At 43.3% G+C, this 13,872-nt stretch carries 15 protein-coding genes and 2 pseudogenes; 7 read left to right on the top strand and 10 right to left on the bottom strand.

What is annotated here, in order from left to right; all coding sequences use genetic code 11:
* The first annotated feature begins 15 nt into the window (after positions 1 to 15).
* Genes ONZ52_RS02405 through ONZ52_RS02420 form a run of 4 tightly spaced genes read left to right on the top strand, consistent with a single transcriptional unit; the run spans position 16 to position 2,924 of the window.
* Positions 16 to 822, top strand: coding sequence for a TonB-dependent receptor plug domain-containing protein (locus ONZ52_RS02405; RefSeq protein ID WP_265217049.1), 807 nt, complete (start codon positions 16 to 18; stop codon positions 820 to 822).
* The gene (locus tag ONZ52_RS02410) at positions 788 to 1,360 is read left to right on the top strand and encodes a TonB-dependent receptor (RefSeq protein WP_265217052.1); all 573 of its coding nucleotides are present in this window, start codon (positions 788 to 790) and stop codon (positions 1,358 to 1,360) included. The genes ONZ52_RS02405 and ONZ52_RS02410 overlap by 35 nt, the downstream gene beginning before the upstream one ends.
* On the top strand, positions 1,270 to 2,001 hold the full coding sequence (locus ONZ52_RS02415; RefSeq protein ID WP_265217054.1) for a TonB-dependent receptor domain-containing protein: 732 nt from the start codon (positions 1,270 to 1,272) through the stop codon (positions 1,999 to 2,001). Before ONZ52_RS02410 ends, ONZ52_RS02415 begins: the two co-directional genes overlap by 91 nt.
* Positions 2,002 to 2,018: 17 nt before the next feature.
* Positions 2,019 to 2,924: a hypothetical protein gene (locus tag ONZ52_RS02420; protein WP_265217056.1), complete on the top strand. Its 906-nt coding sequence runs from the start codon at positions 2,019 to 2,021 to the stop codon at positions 2,922 to 2,924.
* Here ONZ52_RS02420 and ONZ52_RS02425 read toward each other — a convergent pair whose 3' ends face one another.
* Positions 2,925 to 3,686, bottom strand: a complete 762-nt coding sequence (locus ONZ52_RS02425; RefSeq protein WP_265217058.1) for an alpha/beta fold hydrolase — start codon at positions 3,684 to 3,686, stop codon at positions 2,925 to 2,927.
* Positions 3,687 to 3,801: 115 nt separating this feature from the next.
* On the opposite strand from ONZ52_RS02425, the gene ONZ52_RS24515 reads away from it, so the two are divergent.
* Positions 3,802 to 4,122 carry a CDP-alcohol phosphatidyltransferase family protein gene (locus tag ONZ52_RS24515; protein WP_321160239.1) on the top strand — a complete coding sequence of 107 codons (321 nt, stop codon included), beginning with the start codon at positions 3,802 to 3,804 and terminating at the stop codon, positions 4,120 to 4,122.
* Positions 4,106 to 4,405 (top strand): hypothetical protein, encoded by a 300-nt coding sequence (locus ONZ52_RS24520; protein WP_321160240.1) that lies wholly within the window; start codon positions 4,106 to 4,108, stop codon positions 4,403 to 4,405. The genes ONZ52_RS24515 and ONZ52_RS24520 overlap by 17 nt, the downstream gene beginning before the upstream one ends.
* Here the strand turns inward: ONZ52_RS24520 and yfaE are convergent.
* The 4 genes and pseudogenes from yfaE to ONZ52_RS02450 all read right to left on the bottom strand — a co-directional run bounded on the left by yfaE (position 4,402) and on the right by ONZ52_RS02450 (position 9,309).
* Complete coding sequence (yfaE, locus tag ONZ52_RS02435; protein WP_265217059.1) at positions 4,402 to 4,698, bottom strand: class I ribonucleotide reductase maintenance protein YfaE; 297 nt, start codon at positions 4,696 to 4,698, stop codon at positions 4,402 to 4,404. The two genes, ONZ52_RS24520 and yfaE, sit on opposite strands and share 4 nt — an antisense overlap.
* Positions 4,682 to 5,814, bottom strand: a pseudogene (nrdB, locus tag ONZ52_RS02440) (class Ia ribonucleoside-diphosphate reductase subunit beta). The gene yfaE and the pseudogene nrdB overlap by 17 nt, the downstream one beginning before the upstream one ends.
* Before the next feature lie 161 nt (positions 5,815 to 5,975).
* Positions 5,976 to 8,240 carry a class 1a ribonucleoside-diphosphate reductase subunit alpha gene (nrdA, locus tag ONZ52_RS02445; RefSeq protein ID WP_265217060.1) on the bottom strand — a complete coding sequence of 755 codons (2,265 nt, stop codon included), beginning with the start codon at positions 8,238 to 8,240 and terminating at the stop codon, positions 5,976 to 5,978.
* A gap of 301 nt (positions 8,241 to 8,541) precedes the next feature.
* Complete coding sequence (locus ONZ52_RS02450) at positions 8,542 to 9,309, bottom strand: heparan-alpha-glucosaminide N-acetyltransferase (protein WP_265217061.1); 768 nt, start codon at positions 9,307 to 9,309, stop codon at positions 8,542 to 8,544.
* Between ONZ52_RS02450 and ONZ52_RS02455 the strand changes: the two genes are divergently transcribed.
* The gene (locus tag ONZ52_RS02455; protein WP_265217762.1) at positions 9,291 to 9,848 is read left to right on the top strand and encodes an alpha-ketoglutarate-dependent dioxygenase AlkB family protein; all 558 of its coding nucleotides are present in this window, start codon (positions 9,291 to 9,293) and stop codon (positions 9,846 to 9,848) included. The two genes, ONZ52_RS02450 and ONZ52_RS02455, sit on opposite strands and share 19 nt — an antisense overlap.
* A gap of 37 nt (positions 9,849 to 9,885) precedes the next feature.
* On the opposite strand, the gene ONZ52_RS24525 is transcribed toward ONZ52_RS02455, so the two are convergent.
* The 5 genes and pseudogenes from ONZ52_RS24525 to ONZ52_RS02475 all read right to left on the bottom strand — a co-directional run bounded on the left by ONZ52_RS24525 (position 9,886) and on the right by ONZ52_RS02475 (position 13,859).
* Positions 9,886 to 10,221: a pyridoxine/pyridoxamine 5'-phosphate oxidase gene (locus ONZ52_RS24525; protein ID WP_321160263.1), complete on the bottom strand. Its 336-nt coding sequence runs from the start codon at positions 10,219 to 10,221 to the stop codon at positions 9,886 to 9,888.
* Between the two features lie 65 nt (positions 10,222 to 10,286).
* Positions 10,287 to 10,526: pseudogene (locus ONZ52_RS24530) on the bottom strand (pyridoxamine 5'-phosphate oxidase); the annotation flags it as partial.
* A gap of 2 nt (positions 10,527 to 10,528) precedes the next feature.
* Positions 10,529 to 11,161, bottom strand: a complete 633-nt coding sequence (gene coq7, locus ONZ52_RS02465) for a 2-polyprenyl-3-methyl-6-methoxy-1,4-benzoquinone monooxygenase (RefSeq protein ID WP_265217062.1) — start codon at positions 11,159 to 11,161, stop codon at positions 10,529 to 10,531.
* A 14-nt stretch (positions 11,162 to 11,175) separates the two neighbouring features.
* Entirely contained in the window at positions 11,176 to 11,517 is a 342-nt protein-coding gene (locus ONZ52_RS02470; protein ID WP_265217063.1) for a histidine triad nucleotide-binding protein, read from the bottom strand.
* A 44-nt stretch (positions 11,518 to 11,561) separates the two neighbouring features.
* On the bottom strand, positions 11,562 to 13,859 hold the full coding sequence (locus ONZ52_RS02475; protein ID WP_265217065.1) for a 7TMR-DISM family protein: 2,298 nt from the start codon (positions 13,857 to 13,859) through the stop codon (positions 11,562 to 11,564).
* Between the last annotated feature and the right edge of the window lie 13 nt (positions 13,860 to 13,872).

Here is a 13,872-nt window from a genome sequence, read left to right on the forward strand (position 1 = left end):
TATGAAGCGATGGATGTGCGCGGTTTTTTTCTTTCTCTGAATATGCCGGCGAGTGCCGAGACTGATAATTTTCTATTGGCTACTGAACTTTCTGATGAGACAGTATACGAGTCTTTTATAGATAGTATCCCTGTTGTGGTAACACCGTCTAAAATGCCTCAGCCGCGAGTGGATGTTTCTTCCTCTTTGTCTGTATTAGATGGCGAGTTTATTCGTCGTGTTAATATGCAATATGTAGAAGATTTACTGCAATTTGTCCCTGGTTTTTCTGTTGTACCTTATAAAACGTCGAGTCAAAAAGTGGCGTCCTATCACGGCACGCAACTGGATCAATATCGTCGTATTCAAGTGCTTGTTAATGGTCGTTCTGTTTACAGTACGGGACTCGCGCGGGTGGAATGGGCAACCTTGCCATTGAATATAGAAGATGTTGCTCGGGTAGAGGTTAACCGCGGCCCCAATGCAGCCAGTTATGGTATTAACTCCTTTTTTGCCGTTGTGAACATTATTACCCGGTCGCCTTTAGAAACCTTGGGCAATAGTATGTCGGCTTATTCTGGCTCCCGTGGGGATTATCGACTTTACGGGCAGCACAGTGGGTTGAATGGCGATTGGAGTTATCGGGCGTCGGCTTCGACAAGTGCCGTCCATGGCTTTGATGAAGATTTCGATGGCAATGACAGACATGATGGTCATCGCTCGTCCATGGGAAACATGCTTATACAAAAGGAAACAGTCAATAGTTCTTTTGATTTAGACATCGGAGCGAGCCATTTAAAGGATAAGGTTGAAGTCCGCAGATTATGGTTTAGATTCGTATGATATTAATAAGCCGATGCGATTGATTGACCGTGAACATATTAAAGTGAGCTATCGCCAGCAAGTCTCAGCCGATCATGAAGTAAAAGTGCAGTATTATTATGACCAATCAGATATGGGGGAATATCATCAAGCTGTACTCAGTCCATCATTTTATAATTTGCTATTTGGTGGTTCTGTTACTGCCCCTGTATACGCTTCTTCTGAAGTCGATTTATTGGAGACTCGCCATGATCTCGAACTACAGAGCACGTGGGAAGCTGCAAAAAATCTACGTTTGATTTCGGCGGTAGGGTATCGTTGGGATGAAGCCGATTCAGAACATTATTTATCTGGTAAAGCCAATGATGAGGTGTTTCGACTTTCTAGTAATCTGGAATATCGAGCCAGTGATCGCTGGGTAGTGAATACCGGCGCTATGTTTGAGCGCAGCCAAATGGGAGGGAGTTTTTGTCTCCCAAATTCGGTGTGGCCTATAAACTGTCAGAGCAGGAGTCGTTTCGTTTTAATGTCTCTGAGGCGGTTCGTACGCCTGACTTAGCAGATCAATATTTCAAATGGCACTATGTTCTGTTTAGTGGTGAAGTGTCGCCAACTACCTATGCAGTGAAGGGGGAAAAAGAAGAAAAAATTACGTCTTACGAAATAGGCTACTATCATTATTGGTCAAATCAAGGCTTGTCCACAGATATAAAGTTGTATCACGATAAAGTGCAGGATATGGTGTTAAGCCAGAAACTATTTACAGCCTATACTGTCGATAGTCCTATTGAAGAAGGTGTGGTGGAAGACGTCAATATAAATGGTGTCGAACTTGAGTTGGATTGGCGCTTCCAGTCTGGCGCCATTACCCGCTTTACCTATGCCTATCAGGACACTCAAACCGATAACGTTAAACTCAAAGACGCAACAACACCAATCATGATGTCGTTTTTTGGTAGTCAACCACTAGGTGATAGATTCGCTGTGAATGGCTACTTTTGGTACGGTAGTGAACTAAATAATAGGGAGTATAAATTCCTTAACTCCTGGTTGTCTTATAAGTTGGCTTTAGGTGGGTACTCTAAAGCAACGATGGGGGTTGGGATGGAAACGCGTTTAGACGATAACGCACTTGTCTCTAGACACAACAATTTGACTAAAGACACGTTTGCCTATGTCTTTACCAATATTACGTTCTAATCAAGGTGAGTAGGAACGTGAAAAGGATTTTATCTCTTATATGTATATTGCTTGCCTCAATGAATGTATCGGCATCGGTTTATGTGGTCCATGATATTGAAGAAAGTTCGGTACGTTCTTTGATTTTCCAATTGTCTAAATTGTTGCCTTCCGATACTCAGTTAACACCAGTACGACGTGCTTTGTTTATGCAAAACATCGGCTATTCTAATGATAAAGATGTCTTCATCACCCTTGGGGCGGACAGTTTTCGGCAGGTATGTTCATCAGTGTCTGAAGGCATGGTGGTGTCGATTTTTATTGGCAAAGAAGAATATTTGAAGGCTCAACCACAGTGCTCGGTTCCGACCAGTGCGGTTTTTTCTGGCGCCCCTATTGAAAAGCGTTTGGCTTTATTGGAAGCGATTTGGTTTGATAAAAAACCATTGGCCGTGATCTATAGTGAACATCTTTTAGTTGATGAGCAGGAGATGTCGCGTCAGGCTGAGCAATATGGCTTTGAGTTTCAGTTTTTAAGAACAGAGACGGACCGCCTTTCTATTTTAAGGTCAGTAAACTTTGTTTTGGATGAATCTACGATGATTTTTTCGTTAGTGGATACCGAGCTTTATAAAAATGGCATTGCACAAGATATTCTCAAGCTACTTTTTCATAAGCAGCAAGTCATGATAGGTCCTTCTTTTGCTTTTGTACGCGCAGGCTCATTGTTCGCCATTTATTCCGATACAGACACGAAATTAGAGGGATTAGCAGAGCGGATCACGATGTGGCGTACCAAAGGGGTACTGCTAGACGCTGTGTACCCCGAAAAGCTAAGAGTCAGTTTTAATCCCTATCTTATTAAAGCCCATGGTGTGGTGCCGCCATCGGCCTCTTTCTTGAAAGACCGCTATGGCTTATGTTCCGAAACACTATGTGATTGATCATTGTAAAAATCGTCTTACCAAACTGGTAAAAGGAAGGGGTTTTTCGGCATGGAGCCAGTGACCTGCACCGGGTATTATTTTTACACTGGCATTAGGGAAGAGTGTGGCCGTTTCTTCTTGGTATGCGGCGATAATGTAGTCTGAATTTTCGCCTTTGATAAACAAAGTGGGTGTGTTTATCGCGTTTTCAATGATGGGTTTTTGTAAGATGGTGGCGTAGCTTTCAGCGATGTTTTTTATTGAGAGTTCTAATGTAAAGCCATGTTCACTTTTCACCAGATTTTTTAATAGGAACTGTCTCACGGCTAACTGTGGTTCGTATTGGCTTAACAGTGTATCAGCCGCTTTTCGTGACGCTGGCTGCGATTCCTCAACGGCTTTCAATCCCTCTAAGATGCGAGTATGGCTAGGCTGATAATCGACCAGGGCTATGTCAACGACAATGAGTTTTTCTATTTTGCCTGGTGTTGCCATCGCTGCCATTTGCATGGCAACCTTGCCACCCATAGAGTGTCCTAGCAAATAAAAAGCGCCGATATTATTAAGTGTTGCCCAATCAAGTACTGCCTCTGCCATTTTTGGGTAGTTGGCGTCTGTCATACTGTCTGATTTCCCGTGGTTAGGAAGATCAATGCAATGTACCGTGAAGTGTTCCGATAAGTTTTGTGCGATGGAGTGCCAATTGTCCGCGTTGCCAAATAGTCCGTGGATAACGATAAGATTAGGGCCTGCGGAGCCGTATTGTTTTGCGTATATCATAGAAGCCTTATCATGCAGGGAAGTGAATAAGTAGGTGCGCGATGAGCGCGGCTTTGTTTATATTGTAACAAGTCTTTGAAAGTTTCGTCCCTAAAGAATCAAGGTAGTTGTCTGAATGTTAGATACATTGTTTATTAAAACGCTGAAACATCCCTTGCGTTTAGCGGCGGTTGTCATTGATAAGCTAGGTGTAAAAGCCAATTGGATTACCTTGTTAGGTTTTGTGATAGGCATGATGGTGCTGCCTGCTTTGTACTTTGGAAACACCTCTTTGGCATTGGTGCTTGTGATTATAAATAGGGTCATGGATGGCCTAGATGGTGCGGTAGCTAGGCTACAAGGCCCTACGGATCTGGGGGTATTTAGACATTACCTTGGATTTCATTTTTTATTCGGCGGTGGTCTTTGGCTTTGCCCTAATGAATCCTGTCGATAACGCGTTGGCGGCGAGCTTTCTAATTTTTTCCTTTATGGGAACGGGCAGTAGTTTTCTGGCGTTTGCCATTATGGCGGAAAAACGCAAGATTGAGCGTCTAGAATACGGACATAAGTCACTTTATTTTCTGGGGGGATTGGCCGAAGGGACAGAAACCATCGCATTTTTAGTCTTGATTTGCTTACTACCCAGTTACTTTGCCGTTATGGCCTATTTGTTTGGTGTGATCTGTTGGATAACAACAGTAACCCGGATTTATGCGGGTTACTGTACGTTGCGTTAGTCAAAAAAAGCAATTTCAATATCGCTTTTGACAATGGCACAGCAAGCCAATAAGTAGCCACTTTGTACCCATGCTAAAGGCTCAAAGGGATAACTGACGTTGCCCCATAAAAGTTTGATAGAACAAGAAGAGCAATAGCCTTCACGACACTGGTATTCAACATGAATACCAGCACGTTCCAGTTGTATCAATAGGGGCTCGTCTTCTGTGACAAGGATTTGTTTTTTCCCCAATAAGACACGGTGAACTTTGTCGCTTGCTGTTTTGTTTGCTGGCTTAGAGATCAAAGTCATCGAAATCTGAGTCGTCTAGATTGTTGTCCGTTTGACCCACTAGGTAAGAGCTGATTTCTGCTTCCTGTGGCGCCACTTGAACATTGTCGCTGACTAGCCAAGCGTTGATCCAAGGGATTGGATTATGTTTGGTTGCAAAGCAGGTTTCTAGACCCACGGCTTGCATGCGTACGTTGGTGATGTATTCAACATACTGACCTAGGATTTGAGCATTCAAACCAATCATTGAGCCGTCTTTGAATAGATAAGTGGCCCATTCTTTTTCTTGTTCCGCGGCTTCGATAAAGATTTGACGGACCTCGTCTTGGCATTCTGCAGCAATGATGGCCATTTCTGGATCATCTTTACCAGAAGCCATTAAATTCAACATGTGCTGAGTGCCCGTTAAGTGAAGAGCTTCATCGCGAGCGATCAGTTTGATAATTTTGGCGTTACCTTCCATGAGCGTACGCTCTGCGAAGGCGAAGCTGCAGGCAAAGCTAACGTAAAAACGAATGGCTTCCAATACGTTGACAGAGGCAATAGTTAGGTAAAGCGCTTTTTTGAGCTTAGGCATGGAGATTTCAATGTCGCCTTTGCCAGGAACATTAAATGTGCCCATGCCCATGGTGTTATAAAGATTCACCATTTCAATAAGGCGGTCATAATAAATCGACACACTGTCAGCGCGTTTGGTAATTTCTTCATTAGTAACGATGTCGTCAAAAATCTTGGTCGGATCGTTAACAATATTACGGATGATATGTGTGTAAGAACGGCTGTGAATGGTTTCACTAAAAGACCAGGTTTCAATCCAAGTTTCTAACTCGGGCAAAGAAACAATGGGCAAGAAAGCAACGTTGGGTGAACGACCTTGTACGCTGTCTAATAAGGTTTGGTATTTTAGGTTGCTCAAGAAAATGTGTTGCTCGTGTTCTTCTAGGCGTTGAAAGTCTTTGCGATCGGTTGAAAGATCGACTTCTTCTGGACGCCAAAAAAGGACAGCTGCTTTTCAATCAGCTTTTCAAAAATAGGATGTTTTTGTTGGTCGTAACGAGCAACATTGACATTTTCGCCAAAGAACATAGGTTCTTTCATACTATCGAAGTGCTTACGGTTGAAAGTCGAGTAACTCATGTCTTAGGGGATTCCTCAAAAGCATAAGGCATTTTCCAAATAAAAATGTCTTAGTTATTAATAGATTTGGGTATTTCATTAAAGCATTAAACGTAGCAAAGCCTCATTTGGATGAGGCTTTGCTTGTCTATCGTGCAAAAAAATGTACGACGACAGATGAATTAAATCTTGCAAGCACCGCCAGCGCAATCATCCATGTCTTCTTGCTTGTCGTCAGCGCCATCACGAGTATTGTGATAGTACAGGGTTTTTACCCCTAGTTTGTAAGCTGTCAGCAGATCTTTCAAAATGACCTTCATCGGTACCTTTTGCGACTCGAATTTTTGTGGGTCGTAGTTCGTATTTGCAGAGATCGCTTGGTCAACAAACTTTTGCATGATGCCCACTAATTGCAGGTAACCATCGTTTGATGGAATGGTCCATAACAATTCATAGTTTTCTTTCAAGCGTTCGAACTCAGGCACGACTTGCTTTAGGATACCGTCTTTACTGGCTTTCACAGAAACAAAACCACGAGGCGGCTCGATGCCGTTCGTTGCGTTGCTGATCTGAGAAGACGTTTCAGATGGCATCAAGGCGGTTAGCGTTGAGTTACGTAGACCGTGAGTCACGATCTCTGTACGCAAGCTTTCCCAATCGTAGAACAATTCGTTAGAAACGATATTGTCGATTTCTTTTTTGTAAGAATCGATTGGTAAAATGCCTTTAGAATAAGTGGTTTCATTAAAAGCCAAGCATGGGCCAAACTCTTTTGCTAACTTGTTAGACGCTTTCAATAGGAAGTATTGAATGGCTTCAAAGGTTTTATGTGTTAGCTCGTTGGCGCTGCCGTCAGAGTATTTAACGCCATTTTTCGCTAAGTAATACGCGTAGTTAATAACGCCCACACCTAGGGTACGACGTAGTTCCGTTGCACGTTGTGCTGCTGGAATCGGGTAGTTTTGGTAATCCAATAAACTGTCCAAGGCGCGAACAATCAGTTCTGCTAACTCTTCTAGTTCATCTAGGTTTTCAAGCGCGCCTAGGTTGAATGCCGATAGAGTACAAAGGGCGATTTCGCCTTCTTTGTCATCGATACTGTTCAGTGGCTTGGTTGGAAGGGCGATTTCCAAACACAAGTTACTTTGTTTAACTGGCGCTACTTTTGGATCGAATGGACTGTGCGTATTACAGTGATCCACGTTCTGCAGGTATATACGGCCCGTGCTGGCGCGCTCAGAAGCAAACAAAGTAAATAACTCCGTTGCCTTGATCGTTTGCTTACGGATAGTAGGATCTTGCTCATACAGGGTGTATAGACGATCGAATTCTTCTTGGTCGGCGAAGAAGGCATCGTATAGACCTGGTACGTCTGATGGGCTAAACAGCGTGATGTTACCGCCTTTGATTAAGCGTTGATACATCAAGCGGTTAAACTGCACGCCATAATCTAGGTGACGAACGCGGTTTTCTTCTACACCACGGTTGTTTTTGAGTACCAATAGGCTTTCGACTTCAAGGTGCCAAATAGGGTAGAACACAGTGGCGGCACCACCACGCACACCACCTTGAGAGCAGCTTTTCACCGCAGTTTGGAAGTGTTTGTAGAATGGGATACAACCTGTGTGGAAAGCTTCACCACCACGAATTGGACTACCTAGAGCACGAATAGCACCAGCATTTACACCAATACCAGCACGTTGGCTAACGTATTTTACGATGGCGCTGGACGTTGCGTTGATCGAGTCTAAAGAGTCGCCACATTCAATCAATACACAGCTACTGAACTGACGAGTCGGAGTACGAATCCCAGACATGATCGGTGTGGGTAATGAAATTTTGAACTTAGATACAGCATCATAAAAACGACGGATTAGGTTCAAACGCTCGTGCTTGTCATAGCCTGCGAATAAACAAGCCGCAACGAGTATGTAGATAAACTGAGGGCTTTCGTAGATGGCCCCCGTTACTCGGTTTTGTACCAAGTATTTACCTTCAAGCTGTTTTACCGCTGCGTATGAGAAATTCATATCACGTGAGTGGTCAATGAAATCATTCATTTGATTGAAGTCATCTTCTGAATAATCTTCAAGCAGATGTGAGTCGTAGCGCTTTTGTTGGACTAGGTTTTTTACATGTGCATAAAGATGTGGCGGTTCAAAATTGCCAAAGGCTTTTTTACGCAAATGAAAAATAGCTAAGCGCGCAGCGAGGTACTGGTAATCTGGTGTGTGCTCAGAAATTAAGTCGGCAGCAGATTTGATCAAGGTTTCATGTATATCTGTAGTACGAATGCCTTCAAAAAATTGGATTCGTGCCTTTAGCTCCACTTGGGATACAGAGACATTTTCTAGACCTTCAGCCGCCCAGGCGATGACTTTATGGATCTTTTCTAGGTTGATGTTTTCGGTCGACCCGTTACGCTTAGTAACTGTGAGAGTGCTCATGCCTTAACTTCCCATTAGTGCATTGTAAAAAAGAGGTAAACTACTCTATATAGTGTGTGTTTTTTGTCTGACACACTATATGTAGTATTTTTGCTAATGATTTGTCACGAACAATAGTGCGCATTCAATTGAAAATCAAGGCTTGAAAAAAACTCTAAATTCAGAAACAAATAATGCCTAAGTGGTCACTTACTTTGTTTGCCAGAAGAAGCGTAAAGTTAGCAATTGGCAAGGCTATAAAATCAAATTTCATCTATTTTTTCAGGACGAAGTCGAACGGTTTGGTATGCACGAAAAGTGATCAAGAAAATTGCAAAAGCACCATTTTGAACGCCGCCACAAGGCCAAATAAAATAATCTGGTGGCTAAGATAAATAGGTAGGGCGTAACGTCCCATAAACGCTAATGCATGAGTGACGATATGATTGGGGGTTGGGCATTGGTGCCAGTTTAAATAACCCAACAAAGGGCCAATAAACACAACGCCAATCCATGGAAATGGAAAAACGATATCCAGTGTTCGATCAGGGAGTGGGACATAGCGAGTGATCGTTGAGAAAGCGTTAGGGAAGTGAAGCCATTGAGTGAGGTGGTAAATCATAACAATGGTTATGCCTAGTATGGCACAAGCAATAGGCCATTTCGCGGCAGGTCTTACGAGGATGGAGGCGACAAAAATAAAATGCAGGATACCGAAATAAATCCATTGATTCGGCATAGCTAAGTAGGTGGCCAGTGAAATAGCCCCAGCGGAAAGAAGCAGCTTAATGTCGCGTTTCCAAGTGAATGGCTTGCTAAACTGATTGTAGGCTATGTAGGCGGACCAGCCAACCGCAGTCAGAAATAGGGTGAGGATGAGGCTGCGGAAATATACCCAAAAAGGGTCGTATATGGAAAACTCCATGAAACCAAAATTACGTAAATCCCAACAAAAATGGAATATCATCATCAGTAAAACAGCAAAGCCACGATAAACATCTAAAAATGCGCTGCGTTTGGTTGGGTCAAAAACAGGAGAGGTTTGCATTGAAGTCCAAAGTAAAAAATGGGGTGGAAGTTCGGCCATCATACCGATACTCATTTTCTAGCTCAAGTTTACAGCACCTATTGCCGCGACTTAAGGGAGATTTGCCGTGGGAGCGAGAGAGTTTGTTGATGTTTGGTCGTCCTATTGTAGTGCCCCGTCAGGTGGCTTTCGTTGCGGATGCGGGTATATGTTATCGCTACTCAGGAAAGGATCATTTTGGCACCGGCTGGCCCGATTGGCTGGTACCCGTCAAAGAGGAGGCTGAATCGTTAGCGCAGCAGCCTTTTAATGCTTTGTTATTGAATTGGTATCAAGACGGTGACGAATACATGGGTTGGCATGCTGATGATGAGAAGTCATTGGGTCCTGCGCCTGTCGTGGCCATGCTCAGTCTTGGCGCGCAACGATCTTTCCTATTTCGTTTGAAAGCGAATCACCAGATTAAGCACAGTCTTGAGTTGGAAGATAGCAGTTGGCTAGTAATGTCTGCTTCTACACAGGTGCTTTGGCAGCATTCTTTGCCTGTAAGAAAACGCATCAAAGAGGAGCGAGTGAGTTTAACCTTTCGTCTCCTGCTTTGAATGCGAGTTCTGTTAGTGACCGAAATGTATTGGATCGCTATGGGGCTTTGCGGGTGATGATCCAGTTGTTGTCTTGTTGTGTGAAGCAGATGCGATCATGAAGACGACTGGGTCTACCTTGCCAAAATTCAATAAATTTGGGTTTTAATACATAGCCACCCCAGTTTTCAGGGCAGGGCACATCTTGACCATTAAAAGCTTGCTCTTCTTCGTTAAACGCCGTCTGCAGCGCGTCGCGATTGGCAATAACAGTGCTTTGCTTGGATGTTCTGGCGGCGAGTTGGCTGCCTCGAGGGCGGCTAGCAAAATAGGTTTCTGATATATGGCGAGCGACTTTTTCAACATGGCCTTCGATACGAATTTGGCGTGACAGGGCAGGCCAAAAAAAGTCATGCTGGCCTTATTATTAAGGGCTAATTGTTGGCCTTTTTCGCTATCGTAATTAGTGAAAAAAGAAAAACCAGCGTCATTACGTTGTTTTAACAGCACCACACGGGAATGTGGCCAGCCATCGCTACCAACCGTACTCAATACCATAGCTGTTGGGTCGTCAGGGCAGGAATCTATGGCTTTTTCGAGCCAATTGTCAAATAAGGTAAGCGGATCATGTCCGACATGCTCTTCTAGGAGGTCATCGAACTGATAGTCGCGTCGAATAGAATGAAGATCTCTGTTCATGATTAAATCCGGTAAGTTGTTGTGGTCATGACTTTAGATACTTGTGTCATGATAGCCATAATAGGCTTAGGAAACTCGTATCCGCCTGCAGCCAGAGCCATGGCTTTGTGTTTGGCTTCATCTGTATGCATTTGTGCTAACACCGCTTTACTCTTTTCATCTTGTGCTGGCAAGGTTGCCATGTGCTTTTGAAGATGAATACAAACCTGATCTTCTGTTGCGGCAACAAATCCCAAGCTTAGTTTATCGCTGATCAATCCTGCTCCTGCACCTATAAGAAAAGATGCACCATAAAAAAATGGATTAAACAGGCTAGGTCTGCTGCCCAGTTCATAAAGTCGTTGCTCACACCATACTAGATGATCGATCTCCTCATCTGCCGCATGTTCCATTTCTTCGCGCACTGCAGCAAGTTTTGCTGTGGTGGCTTGTCCCGCATACAGTGCTTGGGCACAGACTTCTCCTGTGTGGTTGATGCGCATCAAACCGGATGAATGCTTACGCTCAGAAAGGTCTAGAGTACCTTCTTCCAGCAAATTTGCAGGAGAAGGGCGCGATGCTTTAGCGGCATGAGGTACCAGCGTTTGCAGTGCACGATCAAATTGCAATACGGCTTTATCTAAAAAAGAGATCATTGTATTTCCTCTTGCTAACCTGGAGGCCATGTCATGGCGCGGCCACCCAGTACATGCATATGAATATGATAAACGGTTTGTCCGCCCATCTCATTGCAGTTCATCACAACGCGATAACCTGCGTCACTAATGCCCTTTTGTTTTGCTATCTTGGCCGCCGTGATAGGCAGTTTTCCTATTACCGCAGCATCAGCATCTGTGAGATCATTTAAAGTGCTTATATGACGCTTAGGAATAACTAGGAGATGGGTTGGCGCCTGAGGCATGATGTCTTCAAAGGCCAGAACATCATCGTCTTCATATAAAACGGTCGCCGGAATATCTCGGTTCACTATTTTGCAAAATAAACAGTCCATATCATCTCCTTTCATTGGTATTATTCAAGGTTAGTTGTGTTGCTTCAAGGTGTTTTGCGCAAAGGCTTGATCCGTGACAAGGATGTACTTCTTAGCCTCTCTCCCTTTTGTATAAGGCGCGATATTCTCTGCTGCAGTTGGCTCTCTAATTCTGAGCAGGCGATCAGTTCATCAAACCCCAGTTTCTTGGCGTAATCTAATGACATTTTAACATTGTTGCTGATGAGTAAGCACTGATCTTCATGGCGCATTAATGGAAGTAGTCTCTGTTGTGTGACATGGGGGATATGTCCCCCATTGTCGAAGACTAAAATAATGGACCCAGACTCTCTTTTGGTAGGTAGTTCTAAGTAATCGAGTAGACTCTCTAAGGTAGTAAAGTGTTCTATTTTATTGATATGACTTTGCAGCAGCGTGAGGGCTTTTTGCAAATCATGGTCTGTTTGACCAAAAAGTATAATATCAAAGTGGTTGTGCTGGCCGATCTCGCTGTTTGCTGGACGAATGTGCGCACGTATCGGGAGTTGAATATCAATACGTCGATAATGGTTGCTCTCAGATATTTGCATTTCCCCCTCTATGTGTTGAATAAGCAGTGTGATGTAGTGCATGCCCAGGTCAAAGCTTGCTGTACTTGTGTGGATACGTTTAGGTAGAGGGTAACAGCTGAGTTCTAATATTGTGATGCCTTCTCGATTCAGATCGTGTCGAGTAATATCAAGAGTAAGCACTTGGTCCGTAAAGTGTTTGAACTCCTGAACGAGGCTTTCAATAAGGTGTTGCAAGATAGAGGCATGCTGCAATATTTCCACTTGGGCCGTTTTGTTGCTATTGATTTCTATTAAAGCATTGTCTTGGTCTAAGCGTTGCACATTGTTGTATGCGTTGTCGATTAGTTGATCGAGTGGTATCGGATAAGATTGTTCTGGTGGTGAGTTTTCTCTTACGTCATTCAGTAGATCAATTCGTTCAATCAGATTTTTTAAATTATTGTTGGCCGTTAGGCTGCTCGATAAAAACAGTCTTGTTTCGTTTGATGTAGCGGCTTGTTCAAGGTGCGTGAAATCCCCGCCAATGATATTGACTTGACGACGCAAACGACTGGACAGATCAGACAAAAGGTCTGCGATCTCAGTTTGAGAATGTTTGGTTCTGTGGGCATGTCGCTGCAATAAAGGGGTTGTTTGTGCAATGATGCCAGTGAAATGGATCATCGCTTCAATAATAATCGTGATGGTTAGCCCCCACTCCAATAGCATGGCACTGGGTATAATGCCATAAACGGACAATATCCAAGCAAAGTGTCCTATAAGCAATATTAGTCTGGCAACCAAGTAATACCCAGAAAAAGGGACTTTATAAATAAACGCAGCAACAGCGTGAATGGTCAGTAGCGTCAGTGTGATTACCACCATCGAGGACAGAATCACTATGTTTATTTGCTCTGGAGAAAGGGTAAATACAACCGCAAATAGGGCATTAATTGAACCAATGATAAGCAATGCTTTGTCTATTCTAGGTAGATAGTTTTTAGTGTCTATGTAGAGCCGAGAAAAAAACACAATAGCGCACAGGCATGATAGCGCCGCTAGATTGTAGATGCGCTCTTGAATATTTATCTGATCCGGAAAAAAGGCGGATATCTGATCATGAATCGAAAGATGCAATGCTGTGATACCAATTAGCAAGCCACTGTAAATGAGATACATAGGATGTGAGGTTTTGATAAAAAAGAACACATTACAAACAAACAGAGTGATGAGTATGCCAATTAAGATGCCGGTAAAGGTTAGGTTCTTTTGGGCATCTAGGCTCATTTGTGAAAGGGTTTTGAGTTCAATTTTAGCGTTAATCGGCAAATCAGAAGAAAGCTTCAAATACAAGGTAAAAACAGGTGGTGAGTTCGTTGGGATGTTAAACACATAGTGGGGCGCTTTAATTGGTCTATTGTTATAGGGGCGTGCGCCACCGAGTTCTGCTTGGACCTGATTTTCGTATAAGTTAGGAAGGTATATATCAAGGTATTGTAGTCTGGGGGTGTTTATTTCCAGCAAGATAGGCATGTTGCTGGTGGTCCGGATGGCAATGTCTGTGCGTATCCAAACATTGCCTTTGACTAAGCCAAACTGCAGGTAGTTTCGATTCAGTGGGCGAAAACGTTTTGCGTATAGATCCGATGAAATGGTGTCAAATGAGAGGTTTTTATCGGCATCAATAAAATAGGTGCCACTTTTACCAATATTGAAGACACTGTTTGAATCATCAATAATGGCGATCGTGTTTGAGTTCCACACTATGTTGGAGGTGCCGAGTAAAAATAGTAAAATCAATTGGTAAAACAAAACGCTAGCCCAA

The sequence above is a fragment of the Marinomonas rhodophyticola genome (assembly GCF_026113935.1).
Classification (GTDB): Bacteria; Pseudomonadota; Gammaproteobacteria; order Pseudomonadales; family Marinomonadaceae; genus Marinomonas; species Marinomonas rhodophyticola.

Coding starts and splice junctions, on each gene's coding strand:
- nrdA (WP_265217060.1), bottom strand. CDS start 8,240: ATGAGCACTCTCACAGTTACTAAGCGTAACGGGTCGACCGAAAACATC.
- ONZ52_RS02470 (WP_265217063.1), bottom strand. CDS start 11,517: ATGGACTGTTTATTTTGCAAAATAGTGAACCGAGATATTCCGGCGACC.
- ONZ52_RS24515 (WP_321160239.1), top strand. CDS start 3,802: ATGTTAGATACATTGTTTATTAAAACGCTGAAACATCCCTTGCGTTTA.
- ONZ52_RS02450 (WP_265217061.1), bottom strand. CDS start 9,309: ATGATGGCCGAACTTCCACCCCATTTTTTACTTTGGACTTCAATGCAA.
- yfaE (WP_265217059.1), bottom strand. CDS start 4,698: ATGACTTTGATCTCTAAGCCAGCAAACAAAACAGCAAGCGACAAAGTT.
- coq7 (WP_265217062.1), bottom strand. CDS start 11,161: ATGATCTCTTTTTTAGATAAAGCCGTATTGCAATTTGATCGTGCACTG.
- ONZ52_RS02425 (WP_265217058.1), bottom strand. CDS start 3,686: ATGATATACGCAAAACAATACGGCTCCGCAGGCCCTAATCTTATCGTT.
- ONZ52_RS24520 (WP_321160240.1), top strand. CDS start 4,106: ATGAATCCTGTCGATAACGCGTTGGCGGCGAGCTTTCTAATTTTTTCC.